The sequence below is a fragment of the Achromobacter sp. 46006 genome (assembly GCF_059761975.1).
In genome coordinates, this window is sequence record NZ_JCBANN010000007.1 from 26,468 (window position 1) to 41,354 (window position 14,887).

The following is a 14,887-nucleotide window of genomic DNA, read 5'->3' on the forward strand; positions in this document are numbered from 1 at the left end:
CGCCCGTCCTCTGGGCCACATTGGAGCCTCATCTGGGCGGCATCTGTACGTCTGCTGGCGGCGATCCGGGCAAAAACGAGGGGGCGCCAGGCGCCCCCTCTTGCGGCAACCAGCCATTTTAGCCGGTCTTGGGCCTTATTTGCTTGCGGGCACCGCCACCCACTGGGTCTGCTCGCCGCGACGCACCAGCAGGCCGACCGCGCGGCCTTTGTCCAGCTTGCCAACCAACTCGGCGAACTGCTTGGCGCCGGTGACGTCGGTGTCGTTCAGGGCCAACACAATGTCGCCTTCCTGCAGACCGGCCTTGGCCGCGATGCCCTCCGCGACCTTGACCTGCACCCCGCCCTTGATGCGCAGCTTCTTCTGCACGTCGGCGGGCACATCGACCACGCTCAAGCCCAGCGCGTTGGTCACTTCCGGCGCGGCCGGCGCCCCCTTCTTGCCCGGGGCCGCCTTATCGACAGGGATCTCGCCGACCTTGACCGACAGGGTCATCTTCTTGCCCTTGCGCCACACTTCCATCTCGGCGCGCGTGCCCGGCTTGGTTTCACCCACGATGCGCGGCAAGTCGGACCAGCGCTTGATCGGTTCCTTGTTGAACGTCAGGATCACGTCGCCAGGCTGCACGCCGGCCTGTTCCGCGGGACCGTCCACCTCGACGCTGCTGACCAGGGCACCTTCGGCCTTGGGCAGACCGATGGCCTCGGCCACATCCTTGCCAACCTCGCCAATCTGCACGCCGACGCGGCCGCGCGTGACCTTGCCGGTGGTGCGCAACTGATCCACCACCCGCATCGCTTCGTCGATCGGAATGGCCAGCGAAATGCCCATGAACCCGCCACTACGCGAAATGATCTGGGAATTGATGCCCACCACTTCGCCGGCCAGGTTGATCAGCGGCCCGCCCGAATTGCCCGGATTGACCGCCACGTCGGTCTGGATGAACGGCAGGTACTCGCCGGTATCCCGGCCGATGGCGCTGACGATGCCCGACGTGACCGTGGAATCCAGGCCGAACGGCGAACCGATGGCCAGCACCCACTGGCCCTTCTTGAGTTTCTTGGGATCGCCGATCACCAACGGCGTCATGCCCTTGGCATCGATCTTGATCAGGGCCACGTCGGTGCGCTCGTCGGTACCGATGACCTTGGCCTTGAACTCGCGGCCGTCGGTAAGCGTCACGTAGATGTCGGTGGCATCGCTGACCACGTGGTTGTTGGTCATGATGTAGCCGTCATCGGAGATGAAGAAGCCCGATCCCACGCCTCGCGGCACGGTGCGTTCCTCGGGCTGCTGCGGCTGCGGACGCTGGCGCGGACCGGGCGCCTGGCCCGGCGGCTGGAAATCCGGGCCGAAGAACCAGCGGAACAATTCCGCCGGATCGTTGCCACCAGGACCCACGCCGCGAATCGGCACGGTCGCCGTGGTGCGGATGTTGACCACGGCCGGGTCGGCCTTCTCGATGATGCTGGTGAAGTCAGGCAGCGCCACCGTCGGGGTGGGCGCCGCCTGCGCCTGCGCCTGCGCGACGGGCGCGAGAGTGGCCGACATCAGCAGCCCCGCCGTCGCGGCAGCCAGGAGGCGGCGCAAGCCGGGGGTCGACACCATCATTGCTTTCATAGGTTGCTCCGAAATCACTTCTTGTCGCCGACGCCGACCATCACTTGGAGCCGGCCGCCGGAGCATTCGCCACGGGTACGTATTCAGTCGCTTGCGCCAGTTGTTCAAGCGTCGCCACGGGCACCTCGCCCACGGCCGTCAGCCAGAAATCGGCGATGCGGGTGCCATAGACGGTAATCGATCCGCGTTGCGCCGCGCCAGGGGGCGGATGATGCCCGTGCACGCTGTCGTAGGGCTCGATGAAGACCGAAATCGCCGCCAGCCCGTCGGACAGCACCATCTGGTTGACCGTCGCGCCGCGCCCCATCGAGCGCGCCACCTGCATCACCACGACAAAGCCCTTCGGCGCCGGGATGCGCCAGCCGAGCGCTCCCAGGTCGACCGGCTTCATGGCAGGCTCGAGCACCTTCCAGTCGCGCGTGTTCCAGCGCGAGGCCAGCGATTGCGGATCGACATCGGCGCCCAGGCGCAGCGAGGTGAACGACACCTGCTCTACCACGCCGCGGGCGGCGTTGAGGGTCTGGGCCTTCAACAGCAGGTTGGTCTCGACGTCGGCACAGAGGCGATAGCCATAGCGCAACTTGTCGAGCGGTTCGATAGTGATCAACCGGCATTGGCGTCCGGCCACCCGGTGCAGGGCCGATTCGGCGTGGATCTTGTAGTGGTCGGTGAGTTTGGCCGGGTCCCCCAGCAACAGGCCGGGGAAGCGATCGCCGCGACGGCGCTCGAGCAGCACGGTCTTGCGGTCGGGGATCAGGCACTGTACATCTTCGTTGTGGCGCAGGTATTCCCGTGGCTGTCCGTCGAGGATCTCGAGACGCTCGCGCTCGCCGGTGCCGTCCAGGACGTGAACCAGACGCGACGACTGGATCATCTCGCCTTGCTGGTACATGAATACGCCGGCGTAGTCCTGCTTGCGCGCGGCCTGCTGGATGCGAGAAAGCAACTGGACCACGTCATCGCCCTGCGGGGCGGGCGCGGTATCGGCGGCACGGGCCGGGTCGTGCGCGGCCAGGAATGCGGTCAGGAGGGTAGCGGCGAACCAGCCGGCGCGGTGGGCCTGCCACGAGGCAGCCCGCCCCAGCGCCGGCCAACGGGTCGGAAGCACCAGGGCCATCAGCGCCCCGCCCCGGCATCGAAGGACACCTGGCGCACCGCGCTGGGGCCAGCCATCTGGCGATGCGCCTCCAGGTAGTCGCTCAGGCCCGAGGTATCGGTGCCACCGCTCAGGCTGGCGTCGGCCAGCACGCGCGTCTCGCCCCCCACGGAACCGCCGGTCAGGTACGGCTGGGCCACCCATGCCACCGTGGCAACGGCCGCCGCCACCGCCAGGCCCGACAGGCCCAGGCGCAATGGCGACCTGCGCCGCGGCGCCGCCACGATCGGCAGCTCGGCATCGAGCGCACGCGACAGGCGGGCCTGGAAGCCCGCGCTGGGCGTCAGTGCCAGATCGCTGTTGCGCAGGGCATCACCAATCAGGTGATAGGTATCCCAGGTCTGCCGCCCTTCACGGGTCAACAGGCCGGGAAGAATATCGTCGGCTTCTTCTCCGTCCATCCAGGCGGAAACAGATTCCTCCCAGGAGACTTCTGAAGCAACGACGGTCTTGGCTGCTGTAGTCTGCATGACTGCCACTCCTTACCAGCGACGCTCGGCATCGGTGCCTAGCAATGGACGCAACTTGTTGGCGATGGCTTCTCGCGCACGGAAAATGCGCGAGCGCACCGTACCAATCGGGCAGTCCATGCTCTGGGCGATGTCTTCGTAACTCATACCTTCGATTTCACGCAGGACGATTGCGGTGCGCAATTCCTCGGGCAATTCCTCGATGGCCGCGTTCACCGTCTCGGCGATCTCGCGACTGGCGACCATGGACTCCGGCGTGCTTATATCGGTTAGGTTGTCGGTTTCGTTAAAAGTTTCACCGTCTTCCGTTTCTATCGCATTGGGCGCGCTCGGCCGCCGCCCCTGGGAGGCGAGCCAATTACGGGCCGTATTGATGGCGATACGATACAACCAGGTGTAGAACGCGCTCTCTCCCCGGAACTGGGGCAGGGCCCGGTAGGCCTTGATGAACGCCTCCTGGGCCACGTCCTCGATCTCGGCGGGGTCGCGGATCATGCGGGCCAGCAGGCGCAGGATCTTGCGCTGGTACTTGAGCACCAGCAGATCGAATGCCTTCTTGTCGCCCCGCTGGACGCGCGCGACAAGCTCGGCGTCGACTTCGCGCTCGCTCATGTGGCCTCTCGCAGGCGGACCGCCGGAGACGCGCGTCGCGACGCGCCCGCCAGCAGGCACAGGCGCCGCCAGCAGTCGGGTCGCAGCGTCCGTTGCCAGACGGTGAAAGTTACGTGGTGGTCGTTGAAGGCCATACTCCCGGAAGGCATGAGCTGCAGGGTGAGCGTGAGCCACACCGGACCGCGCCGCTGATCGACCAGCGTTGCGTCCCGCCAGCCGTCCGGCAGGCGCACCTGCCAGGGACCGGAGCCGGCCGCCGTGCTCAGGGCCGATACCGGGGACAGGCTGTGGCGGCTCAAGTGTAACAGCCCGGCCGCCAGCGGCAGCAGGGCCAGCGTGACCGCCGCGGCCCAGGCCGTGCCGTATTGGGCGACGGCGGCCACGATACTGGCCACCGCACCCGCCAGTCCGAGGGCCGGCAGCAGCGCGGCGCCGGACGGCCGCAGGACAGGCACGCGAAACGTCCAGCGCCCCTTGCCCGGGCCTTCCAAATCAGATCCGGCGAACGGCCATCGAGCCGTTGGTGCCGCCGAAGCCGAACGAGTTGGACAGGCCGACATCGATCTTCATCTGCCGCGCCTCGTTGGCGCAGTAGTCCAGGTCGCATTCGGGATCCTGGGTGAAGATGTTGATGGTGGGCGGCGAGACCTGGTTGTAGACCGCCAGGGTCGTGAACACGGCCTCGATGCCGCCGGCCGCGCCCAGCAGGTGGCCGGTCATGGACTTGGTCGAGTTCACCACCAGTTTCTTGGCGTGGTCGCCGAACGCCAGCTTGAGCGCGTCGGTCTCGTTCTTGTCGCCCAGCGGGGTCGAGGTGCCGTGCGCGTTGACGTACTGGACGTCTTCCAGGTTCAGCCCGCCGTTGCGCAGCGCGTTCAGGACGCCGCGACGCGGACCGTCCTTGTCCGGCGCCGTGATGTGATGCGCGTCGGAACTCATGCCGTAGCCGGCAAACTCGCCATAGATGCGCGCGCCGCGCTTCTTGGCATGTTCGTATTCTTCCAGCACCAGCACGCCGGCGCCCTCGCCCAGCACGAAACCGTCGCGGTCGCGGTCCCAGGGACGCGAAGCCGTTTGAGGATCATCGTTGCGGGTCGACAGTGCGCGCATTGCGGCGAAACCGCCGATGCCCAGCGGCGACACGGTCGATTCGGCGCCACCGGCCACCATGACGTCGGCATCGCCGTACTCGATCAGGCGGGCCGCGTCGCCGATGCAGTGCAGGCCCGTGGTGCAGGCCGACACGACGGCGTAGCTGGGGCCCTTCATGCCATAGGCGATCGACAGGTGGCCGGAGATCAGGTTGATCAGCGAACCCGGCACGAAGAAAGGCGAAATGCGGCGCGGGCCCTTGGCCATGTACTCGACCTGGGTTTCCTCGATGCGCGGCAGGCCACCGATGCCCGAGCCGACGATCACGCCGATGCGTTCGGCGTTGGCTTCGGTGACTTCCAGGCCGCTGTCGCGCCAGGCCTGCATCCCGGCAGCCAGGCCGTAATGGATGAAGGTATCCATCTGGCGGGCTTCCTTGGCCGAGATATAGGCGCTGATGTCGAAGTCCTTGACTTCGCCGGCGATGTGCGTGGTGATGGCCGAGGGATCGAAACGGGTGATGCGGCTGATGCCAGAACGTCCGTTGACGATATTGTCCCAAGCGGTGGTCAGGTCGTTGCCGACGGGCGACACGATACCAAGGCCAGTGATGACGACTCGTCGCTTCACGGATGACTCCTCAAACAGACAAAAGAAAGGCGGCTTTCGGGATGCACTGCGCGTGCGGCACACGCAACAGCGGGTCGGGCATCGATGCCCTTCCCGCGCGCGGACCACACGGCAAATTCCTGAAACCGCCCCGGTTCCCGGTTGGCGCCGAAATCGAGTTCGGGGCAACCGGAAGGATATAGGCTGAGCTTACTGCTTACCGTTCGAATTGATGTAATCAATCGCTTGTTGCACGGTCGTGATCTTTTCGGCCTCTTCGTCGGGGATCTCGGTCTCGAATTCGTCTTCGAGCGCCATGACCAGTTCGACCATGTCGAGCGAATCGGCACCGAGGTCGTCAAGGAAGGAGGATTCGTTCTTGATCTCGGCTTCGTTCACGCCAAGTTGTTCAGCGACGATCTTCTTGACGCGCTGTTCGATGCTTTCCATGCAGATCTCCAAATGGGAAAAATCCCGCGAATTATAGCCAAGCGCAGAGTACTGCAAACGCCAGGCCGTGACAAAAATAACACCGCACACCTTGATCTGTCGCCATCGGGGCGCAGGAGTGCCGATATGCGGCGTTTCCGGATGAAACGCGCGTCGCCGCCCCGGAGGCCCGGTGACGGCGCGGCAGCCTCGGCCGCCCGCGCGCTTCGTGACTTATTGCATGTACATCCCGCCGTTGACGTGCAGGGTGGTGCCGGTAATGTAACCCGCCTGCGGCCCGGACAAAAAGGCCACCGCATGGGCGATATCCGCCGGGGAACCCAGGCGGCCCAGCGGAATCTGCTGCAGCAGCGCCGCGGTCTGGCTCTCGCCCAGGGCGCGCGTCATGTCGGTATCGATGAAGCCCGGGGCCACGCAATTGACGGTGATGTTGCGGCTGCCCAGCTCGCGCGCCAGCGCGCGCGACATGCCGGCGACGCCGGCCTTGGCGGCGGCGTAGTTGGCCTGGCCGGGATTACCGCTCGAACCCACCACGGAGGTGACGTTGATGATACGTCCCCAACGAGCCTTCATCATGTTGCGCAGCACGGCCCGCGACAGGCGGAAGACCGATGCCAGATTGGTGTCGATGACCGCCGACCAGTCGTCGTCTTTCATGCGCATTGCCAGCGTATCGCGGGTGATGCCTGCATTATTGACGAGGATGTGCGGACCACCGCCTTCCTTGCCGAGCGCATCGATCAGCGCGTCACAGGCTTCGGCGTTGGTCACGTCCAACACCACGCCCCGGCCGCCAAACGGGGCCAGCGCCTCGGTGATGGCGGCGGCGCCGGACTCGGACGTGGCGGTGCCTACGACCACCGCGCCGCGCGCGGCCAGTTCCTGCGCGATGGCGCGGCCGATGCCACGCGTCGCGCCCGTCACCAGGGCGATCTTGCCCTGCAATTCCATCGAGGTGTTTTCCATGGTCTTAGTTTCCGTTGACCGCGGCCAGCGCGGCTTCGAGGGAAGCCGGATCCGTGATGGCCAGGCCGGTGAGTTCGGGGTCGATACGCTTGGTCAGACCGGTCAACACCTTGCCGGGACCGCATTCGATGACGTGGGTCACGCCCTGCGCCTTCATGGCGCGCAGCGTTTCCACCCAGCGCACAGGATGCCATGCCTGGCGCACCAGCGCATCCCGGATTGCCCCGGGCTCGGTCGGCGCGGCGACGTCGACGTTGTTGATGACCGGCACCTGGGGCGCCGACACCGTCACCGCCGCCAGCGCTTCGGCCAGCACATCGGCGGCGGGCTTGAGCAGACTCGAATGGAACGGCGCGGACACCGGCAGCAGCAGCGCGCGCTTGGCGCCGGCAGCCTTGGCCAGTTCGCAGGCTCGCTCGACGGCGCCTTTGTGGCCGGCGATCACGACCTGGGCCGGCGCATTGAAGTTCACGGCCTCGACCACTTCACCCTGGGCCGCCGAAGCGCAGGCGGCGCGCACGGCGTCATCGTCCAGTCCAAGGATGGCGGCCATCGCGCCGGTGCCGACGGGCACCGCGGCCTGCATGGCATCGGCGCGCACGCGCACCAGGCGCACGGCGTCTTCGAGCGCCAACGAGCCCGCAGCCGTCAACGCGGCGTATTCGCCCAGGCTGTGGCCCGCGACGACGTCGGGGTTACGGCCGCCCGCCGCGCGCCAGGCCGCGAAGAACGCGGCGCCGGCCGTCAGCATGGCGGGCTGGGTATTGGTGGTCAGGTTGAGCTGTTCGGTGGGACCTTGCGCGATCAGGGCGCCGAGATCCTGGCCCAGCGCCTGGGAGGCGCGCGCCACGGTATCGGTAACGGCGGCGACATCGGACCAGGCATCCAGCATGCCGACCGCCTGGGAACCCTGGCCGGGAAAGACAAAAGCGATTTTCATGTTTGACCGTGTGGATTGATTCTGAGTCTGTGGAATGTCGGACTTGCCAGCCAGGCGGACGCGCCATGACGCGCCCCGGCCGATCCCGTCCTTACATGCGGGCCAGCACCGAACCCCAGGTGAACCCGCCGCCCACGCCCTGCATCAGCACCAGTTGGCCGGGCTTGACGCGGCCATCGCGACGCGCGGCATCCAGCGCCAGCGGCACACTGGCGGCCGAGGTATTGGCATGGCTGTCGACGGTGATGACGACCTTCTCGACCGGCACGGCAAGCTTGCGCGCCAGGAAATTCAGGATGCGGACGTTGGCCTGGTGCGGGATCAGCCAATCGACATCGGCGATCTCGATCCCAGCTTCCGCGCAGGTGTCGCGGGCGGAGCGGTCCAGCACCGTGACGGCCTGCTTGAACACCGCCTGACCATCCATGCGCAGGAAAGGGTCGCCCGTGACGTCGCCATAGGCCACATTACCGGCGGCGCTCAGGATCTTCATCTGGCTGCCATCGGCGTGCAACTGCGCGGCCAGGATACCGGGCTTGTCGGAAGCCTTCAGCACCACCGCGCCGGCGCCGTCGCCGAACAGCACGCAGGTGCTGCGGTCATTCCAGTCGAGGATGCGCGAGAACACTTCCGCGCCGATCACCAGCGCGCAGCGCGCACGGCCGGCGCGGATGAAGCTGTCGGCGGTGCTCAGGGCGTAGACGAACCCGCTGCACACGGCCTGCACGTCGAACGCCGCGGAGCCCTTGGCGCCCAGGTTGGCCTGCACCAGGCAGGCGGTGCTGGGAAAGACGAAATCGGGCGTGGACGTGGCCAGCACGATCAGGTCGATCTCGGAAGCATCGACCCCGGCATCGGCCAGCGCTCGGCGCGCGGCCTCGGTGGCCAGTTGGCTGGTGGTCACGCCGCGTTCGGCCAGGTGGCGCTGGCGGATGCCCGTGCGCTCGACGATCCACTCGTCGGACGTGGCGATATCACGCGTCGCCAGCTCCGCCGCGAGGGCGTCATTCGAAACCACGCGTTCCGGCAGGAAGCTGCCGGTGCCCGCGATCACGGAATATTTCATTGCGGTATCCATCAAGCGGTGTCCCCAGCCACGCCCGACTCGAGCGCGGAAGCGCCCGACGCCGACTGCACGCGCTGGTTGATCTGCGCCACCGTCTGGGCGGTGCGCTCCAGCAGTTTACTCACGACGGCTTCGCGCGCCCGTTGCAGCGCGAAACCGAAGGCGTAGGCATCGGCCGAACCATGGCTCTTGATGACCACGCCGCGCAAGCCGAGCAGCGCCGCGCCGTTGTAGCGGCGATTGTCGACGCGGTTGCGCAGGCGATTGAGCACGGGCTTGGCCAGCGCGCCGGCCAGCAACGTGATCAGGTTGCGTTTGAATTCTTCGCGGATGACGCTGGACAACATCTTGGCCAGGCCTTCCACGGACTTGAGCACGACATTGCCGACGAAACCGTCGCAGACGACCACGTCGACCGTGCCCTTGAAAATGTCATTGCCTTCGACGTTGCCGTAGAAGTTCAAGGGGCTGGCGCGCAGAAGCTCGGCGGCTTCCTTGACGACCTCGTTGCCCTTGATGACCTCTTCGCCGATATTGAGCAGGCCCACCGTGGGGTTGTCGCGATGGTCCACCGCCTGTGACAGCGCGGCGCCCATGATGGCGAACTGCAGGAGGTGCTCGGCAGTGCAGTCCACGTTCGCCCCCAGGTCCAGCACCGTGGTGGCGCGGCCTGTCTGGTTCGGAATGGACGTGGCGATCGCCGGGCGGTCGATACCGTCCAGCGTCTTGAGCACGTAGCGTGAGATGGCCATCCAGGCGCCGGTGTTGCCCGCGGAAACGCAGGCATCGGCGCGCCCGTCCTTGACGGACTGGGCGGCCAGGCGCATGGAGGAGTCTTTTTTGCGGCGCAGGGCGACCTCGACCGGGTCGTCCATGGTGACGACTTCGGAAGCCGCCACGATCTCGAAGCGATCACGCTCGACGCCGCGGTGCTCGGAGAGCGCCGCTTCGATGGCGTCGGGAAGCCCGACCAGCAATAGCCGGGTATCCGGGAATTGCCGGGCGAACTCGATCGCAGCCGGAATCGTGACGGGCAGACCGAAGTCTCCGCCCATACAGTCTATGGCGATGCGTATCACGGGTGCCAGGTATCAGCGCTCAGCCGAAATGGTCCGAGTACGAGTTCGGCCCGGGGGCCTTATTCGTCGGCCTTGGTCTTCAGGACCTTGCGGCCACGGTAGAAGCCGTTGGGGCTGATGTGGTGACGCAGGTGCGTTTCGCCCGTGGTGGGTTCGATCGCGGTCGACGGATTCACCAGAAAATCGTGCGAGCGGTGCATACCGCGCTTGGACGGGGACTTCTTGTTTTGTTGAACGGCCATGATGACTCCTAGAAACGGGGCGCATTGTACGCGATGCGGCCCGATGTTGATCTCAATCTTTGTGCTTCAGTTGTTCCAGCACCGCAAACGGCGACGGACGCTTGACAACGGGCTCTTGGGAAGCCTCGCTGTCCTTGGCCTGCGCGCCCGGGCATACATCATGCTTGGGCACATACGGAACGCTCAGAATGAGCTCATCCTCGATCTGGGCCAACAGATCGAAGTGATGCGAACCCACCACCTTTTCAGGCTGGTTGGACACAAAACCATTTCCTGCGTTTCCTGCCTCGCCGTCCTCGTCCTCGTCGTCGAAACCCGCGGCATGATCGCCGTGGGCAAAGCCGTCGTCGAGGTCGGCTTCGGACTTGACCAGTTGCAGCAGGACCTCGCTGTCCACCGGATAGGCGAACGGCTCATTGCACCGCTGACACACCACGACCGGATTCGCCCGCACATGTATGCGCAGGAGCGGCTGACCTTGCAGCAGCCCGGCCTTGCCCATCTCGCCGCGCACGGACCACGTCACAAGGCCGGCCTCACCCGCCGGTTGCTCGGGAAGTCCGTCAACCGCGCGCGTCAACCGCACAAGAGGTATGGTGCCTTGCGCTTCCTTGCCCGAATGGGCGAATGCGAATGCGTCGATGGGCTTGATGTTCTGTCCTTTCGCACGAGGCTGCAGGCCGCATGCGCATCCGCACACCACCTGCACACCGAGTGCATTCGCGACCATCCCGGCAAGGCAACCGATGACTGGCGACGAGGCGCCGCCCCGTCAAAAAGCCATGCTGCCCTGCAAAAATGCCGCAAAACGTTAGATAATACTGTGACTTACGTCCCAGCGTCAAATATCGCATGCCCTCACAACCCAGCCTGATCCTCGCTTCCAGCTCGCCCTACCGCAAAGAACTGCTCGGCCGCCTGCGCCTGCCCTTCACAGCCATTTCGCCGGATGTGGACGAAACACCACAACCGGGCGAATCGCCCGCAGCGCTGGCGCTGCGCCTGTCGGTGGCCAAGGCCATGGCGGTGGCCGGCGAGCACCCGGGCAGCATCATCATCGGATCGGACCAGGTCGCCACGGTGGACGGCCAACCCATTGGCAAGCCCGGGGATTTTACGCGCGCCCAAGCGCAATTGCGCGCACTTTCCGGGCAGATCGTGGAATTTCACAGCGCGTTGGCGGTTACCAATGGCCAGCACACGGAACAGGCGGACATCATCACACGCTGCCGCTTCCGGCAACTGTCCGATCGCGCCATCGACGCCTACCTGCGCGCCGAGGAACCCTACGATACCGCAGGCAGCGCCAAGGCGGAAAGCCTGGGCATCGCCTTGATGGAAAGTATCCAGAGCGATGACCCGACCGCCATCATCGGCCTGCCATTGATCGCCCTGACCGGCATGCTCGCCCGCTTCGGCCTCGACCCGCTGGACGCGCCCGGGGCGGCGGCATGAGCGGCGCGCTGCACCTGATCCCGGTGGGGCTGGGCGAAGCCGCCCCCGAAACCTGGCTGCCCGCCGACGCGCGCGCACTGGCGGGACGCCTGGACACCTACATCGCGGAGAACGCCAAGACGGCGCGCGCCTTCCTGAAGCTGATCGGCACGACCCGGCCGCTGCAGGAAATCACCATCCACACCCTTACGGACAAGACCGACGCCGCGCAGATCAATGCCTGGCTCGAACCCGTGAGCCGAGGCGCCGAGATCGGCCTGGTATCCGAGGCCGGCTGCCCCGCCGTCGCCGACCCCGGCGCCAAAGTGGTGGCCGCAGCCCACCGGCTGGGCCTGACCGTCAAACCCTGGGTCGGCCCCTCCTCCATCCTGCTGGGCCTGATGGCCAGCGGCCTGGATGGCCAGCGCTTCGCTTTCCACGGCTATGCGCCGGTGGACGCCGGCGAGCGCGCCAGGCAGCTCAAGGCCTGGGAACAGCACTCGGCCCGGCACAACCAGACCCAATTGCTGATAGAAACCCCCTACCGCAACGCCGCGATGTTCGCCACGCTGCTGGCCAGCCTGAAGGGCGACACCAGGCTGTGCGTGGCGCGCGCGCTGACCACCGCCGACGAATGGATCGCCACCCATACCATCGCCGAGTGGAAAAAGCTGCCCGCCCCGCAACTGGACAAGATGCCCACCCTGTTCCTGTACCTGGCGCGCTGACCATGATCCGATTTGCCGCAGTATTCCTGGCCCTCGCGGCCCTGGCCGGGTGCGCCCAGCGCGGACCCGCCGGCCTGAACCTGGACACCTCCATCACCGCCGTCAGCCAGAGCAGCCGGGTACGCTTCGTGGTCCTGCACTACACCTCCACCGACGACGCGCGCTCGATGCAACTGCTGTCGCAGGGCAAGGTCAGCGCGCACTATCTGATCGACACCCCCGGCCGCGCCTACCGCCTGGTCGATGAGACCCGCGCCGCCTGGCATGCCGGCGAAAGCGCCTGGTACGGCCTGAATGCCATGAACAGCACGTCGATAGGCATCGAGATCGTCAACCCGGGCTGGACCGAGGGCAATGATGGCAAGCCACGGTGGCACGCCTATGGCGACCGCCAGATCCGCACGCTGACCATCCTGCTGCGCGACGTCATCCAGCGCAACGGCATCGCCCCCGAGAACGTGGTGGGCCACAGCGACATCGCGCCCCAGCGCAAGGTCGATCCCGGTCCGCTGTTCCCGTGGAAGCAACTGGCGGCGGCCGGCATCGGCCGCTGGTACGACGAAGCCGGCGCCGCCTCGCACCTGGCGCGCCTGCAGGCCCAGGGCACGCCCGACGTCGCCTGGTTCCAGCAGCAGTTGCAACGATTGGGCTACACCGCCCCGCAGAACGGCACGCTGGATCGGGCCACCATCAATGTGCTGGCGGCTTTCCAGATGCACTACCGCCCGGCCCTCCACGACGGCCGGCCCGACGCCGAGACCGCCGCGATCATGCTGGCCATGCTGTAACCGGAAGGCGCGCCGCTCACCCCGGGCGGCGGCGCCACCAAACCACCAGTCTCCAGCCCAGCAGCAGCGCCAGCACCGCGGCATACAGGGCAGGCTGCGACAGGTCGTTCTTGCCGGCCTTGTGCCACCAGTAGTGCAGTATCGCCAGCAGGCCGATCAGATAGATGGCGCGGTGCAGTTGCTGCCAGCGGCGGCCCAGCTTGCGCATGGCCCACTGCGTGGAGGTGGCCGCCAGCGCGGTCATCAGCACGAAGGCGGCGAACCCCACTGTGATGAAGGGCCGCTCGCCGATGTCTTGCAGCATGGCCGCCGGATCGAGGCCCCGGTCCCACCAGACCCAGGCCATGAAATGCATGGCGCCATAGAAGAACGCGAACAGGCCGCACATGCGGCGCAGGCGCACCAGCGCCGGCTGCCCGGTCAGGCGCCGCAAGGGCGTGATCGCCAGTGTCACGAGCAGGCACACGAGCGTCCAGGTGCCTGACGAGCGGGTCAGGAATTCAACCGGGTTCGCGGTCAGGCCATTGGTGAAGCCCAGCCAGATCCAGCGCGCGAACGGCGCCAGGCCCAGCAGGAACAGCCAGGGCTTGGCGCGTCCGACAGCCCGCGCCGACCACTGCGGCTTGCGCGCCGGGGCGGCGCCAGCGCCCTCGGCCACTGGCGGCTTCAATAGTTGGCCTTCAGGTCCATGCCCTGGTAGAGCGACGCGACCTGCTCGGCATAACCGTTGAACATAAGGGTCTTGCGCTTGGGCGTGAACAGGCCGTCCTCGCCGATGCGGCGCTCGGTGGCCTGGCTCCAGCGCGGGTGCGGCACCGTGGGATTGACGTTGGCATAGAAGCCGTATTCCTGCGGCGCGGCCTTGATCCACGAGGACACCGGCTGCTTTTCCACCAGGCGGATCCTGACCAGCGACTTGCCCGACTTGAAGCCGTACTTCCAGGGCACGGCCAGCCGCAACGGCGCGCCATTCTGGTTGGGCAGGACCTTGCCGTAGACGCCGAACACCAGCATGGCCAGCGGATGCATGGCCTCGTCGATGCGCAGGCCCTCGACATAGGGCCAGTCGAGGATGGCGCTGCGCACCCCCGGCATGTTCTCGCGCTGCACGGCCGTGACGAATTCCACATACTTGGCATTTCCAGTGGGCTCGACCTGCTTGAGCAGCGCCGATAGCGAATAGCCGACCCAGGGAATCACCATGGACCAGCCTTCGACGCAGCGCAGCCGGTAGACGCGCTCTTCCATGGGCGCCAGCTTGAGCAGCTCGTCGATGTCGAAGGTGCGCGGCTTGCCGACTTCGCCTTCGACGCTGACCGTCCACGGGCGGGTCTGCAGCTTGCCTGCGTTGGACGCGGGCTCGCCCTTGTCGACGCCGAATTCGTAGTAGTTGTTGTAGGACGTGATATCAGCGAAGGAAGTCTGCTTGTCCATGACGCTGAAGGCCGCATTGGGCCGCCCCGCCAGGGTGCCGGCAGCGGCCCCCTGAGCAAAGGCGCTGCGTGCAGCCCAGCCAGGCAGCCCCAGCCCGGCCGCCGCGACGCCCGCGCGCAGGATAAGGTCGCGGCGCGAGCGCCAGACCGCCTCGCTGGTGATATCGGACGGAATGATGTCGTCGGGCTTGCGTATCAGCAT

General features: G+C 66.5%; 18 protein-coding genes. 3 read left to right on the forward strand and 15 right to left on the reverse strand.

The window, feature by feature from the left end; translation table 11 throughout:
* Positions 1-135: 135 nt before the first annotated feature.
* From AC6LKG_RS05900 to AC6LKG_RS05960, 13 genes are all read right to left on the reverse strand, one after another.
* Complete coding sequence (locus AC6LKG_RS05900; protein WP_498163469.1) at positions 136-1,620, reverse strand: DegQ family serine endoprotease; 1,485 nt, start codon at positions 1,618-1,620, stop codon at positions 136-138.
* A gap of 40 nt (positions 1,621-1,660) precedes the next feature.
* On the reverse strand, positions 1,661-2,737 hold the full coding sequence (locus AC6LKG_RS05905) for a MucB/RseB C-terminal domain-containing protein (protein ID WP_498163471.1): 1,077 nt from the start codon (positions 2,735-2,737) through the stop codon (positions 1,661-1,663).
* Positions 2,737-3,246 (reverse strand): sigma-E factor negative regulatory protein, encoded by a 510-nt coding sequence (locus AC6LKG_RS05910; RefSeq protein ID WP_498163473.1) that lies wholly within the window; start codon positions 3,244-3,246, stop codon positions 2,737-2,739. Before AC6LKG_RS05910 ends, AC6LKG_RS05905 begins: the two co-directional genes overlap by 1 nt.
* A gap of 12 nt (positions 3,247-3,258) precedes the next feature.
* The gene (gene rpoE, locus AC6LKG_RS05915; protein WP_175133100.1) at positions 3,259-3,858 is read right to left on the reverse strand and encodes an RNA polymerase sigma factor RpoE; all 600 of its coding nucleotides are present in this window, start codon (positions 3,856-3,858) and stop codon (positions 3,259-3,261) included.
* Positions 3,855-4,349, reverse strand: a complete 495-nt coding sequence (locus tag AC6LKG_RS05920; protein WP_498163475.1) for a hypothetical protein — start codon at positions 4,347-4,349, stop codon at positions 3,855-3,857. The genes rpoE and AC6LKG_RS05920 overlap by 4 nt, the downstream gene beginning before the upstream one ends.
* A gap of 1 nt (position 4,350) precedes the next feature.
* Entirely contained in the window at positions 4,351-5,580 is a 1,230-nt protein-coding gene (fabF, locus tag AC6LKG_RS05925; protein ID WP_498163476.1) for a beta-ketoacyl-ACP synthase II, read from the reverse strand.
* A 189-nt stretch (positions 5,581-5,769) separates the two neighbouring features.
* Complete coding sequence (gene acpP, locus AC6LKG_RS05930) at positions 5,770-6,009, reverse strand: acyl carrier protein (protein ID WP_005012191.1); 240 nt, start codon at positions 6,007-6,009, stop codon at positions 5,770-5,772.
* A gap of 213 nt (positions 6,010-6,222) precedes the next feature.
* Entirely contained in the window at positions 6,223-6,975 is a 753-nt protein-coding gene (fabG, locus tag AC6LKG_RS05935) for a 3-oxoacyl-ACP reductase FabG (RefSeq protein WP_498163478.1), read from the reverse strand.
* A gap of 4 nt (positions 6,976-6,979) precedes the next feature.
* Entirely contained in the window at positions 6,980-7,915 is a 936-nt protein-coding gene (gene fabD, locus AC6LKG_RS05940) for an ACP S-malonyltransferase (protein WP_498163480.1), read from the reverse strand.
* Between the two features lie 91 nt (positions 7,916-8,006).
* Positions 8,007-8,993, reverse strand: a complete 987-nt coding sequence (locus AC6LKG_RS05945; protein WP_175133095.1) for a beta-ketoacyl-ACP synthase III — start codon at positions 8,991-8,993, stop codon at positions 8,007-8,009.
* Positions 8,993-10,060 (reverse strand): phosphate acyltransferase PlsX, encoded by a 1,068-nt coding sequence (plsX, locus tag AC6LKG_RS05950; RefSeq protein WP_498163482.1) that lies wholly within the window; start codon positions 10,058-10,060, stop codon positions 8,993-8,995. The genes AC6LKG_RS05945 and plsX overlap by 1 nt, the downstream gene beginning before the upstream one ends.
* 59 nt (positions 10,061-10,119) lie before the next feature.
* Entirely contained in the window at positions 10,120-10,302 is a 183-nt protein-coding gene (gene rpmF, locus AC6LKG_RS05955; protein WP_006389284.1) for a 50S ribosomal protein L32, read from the reverse strand.
* A 52-nt stretch (positions 10,303-10,354) separates the two neighbouring features.
* Positions 10,355-11,032: a YceD family protein gene (locus AC6LKG_RS05960; RefSeq protein ID WP_498163484.1), complete on the reverse strand. Its 678-nt coding sequence runs from the start codon at positions 11,030-11,032 to the stop codon at positions 10,355-10,357.
* A 122-nt stretch (positions 11,033-11,154) separates the two neighbouring features.
* On the opposite strand from AC6LKG_RS05960, the gene AC6LKG_RS05965 reads away from it, so the two are divergent.
* Genes AC6LKG_RS05965 through AC6LKG_RS05975 form a run of 3 tightly spaced genes read left to right on the forward strand, consistent with a single transcriptional unit; the run spans position 11,155 to position 13,252 of the window.
* Positions 11,155-11,757: a Maf-like protein gene (locus AC6LKG_RS05965; protein ID WP_498163486.1), complete on the forward strand. Its 603-nt coding sequence runs from the start codon at positions 11,155-11,157 to the stop codon at positions 11,755-11,757.
* Positions 11,754-12,464, forward strand: a complete 711-nt coding sequence (locus tag AC6LKG_RS05970; RefSeq protein ID WP_498163487.1) for an SAM-dependent methyltransferase — start codon at positions 11,754-11,756, stop codon at positions 12,462-12,464. The genes AC6LKG_RS05965 and AC6LKG_RS05970 overlap by 4 nt, the downstream gene beginning before the upstream one ends.
* The gene (locus AC6LKG_RS05975) at positions 12,461-13,252 is read left to right on the forward strand and encodes an N-acetylmuramoyl-L-alanine amidase (RefSeq protein WP_498163571.1); all 792 of its coding nucleotides are present in this window, start codon (positions 12,461-12,463) and stop codon (positions 13,250-13,252) included. Before AC6LKG_RS05970 ends, AC6LKG_RS05975 begins: the two co-directional genes overlap by 4 nt.
* Positions 13,253-13,268: 16 nt before the next feature.
* Here AC6LKG_RS05975 and msrQ read toward each other — a convergent pair whose 3' ends face one another.
* Positions 13,269-13,922: a protein-methionine-sulfoxide reductase heme-binding subunit MsrQ gene (msrQ, locus tag AC6LKG_RS05980; RefSeq protein ID WP_498163489.1), complete on the reverse strand. Its 654-nt coding sequence runs from the start codon at positions 13,920-13,922 to the stop codon at positions 13,269-13,271.
* The gene (gene msrP, locus AC6LKG_RS05985) at positions 13,919-14,887 is read right to left on the reverse strand and encodes a protein-methionine-sulfoxide reductase catalytic subunit MsrP (RefSeq protein ID WP_498163491.1); all 969 of its coding nucleotides are present in this window, start codon (positions 14,885-14,887) and stop codon (positions 13,919-13,921) included. The genes msrQ and msrP overlap by 4 nt, the downstream gene beginning before the upstream one ends.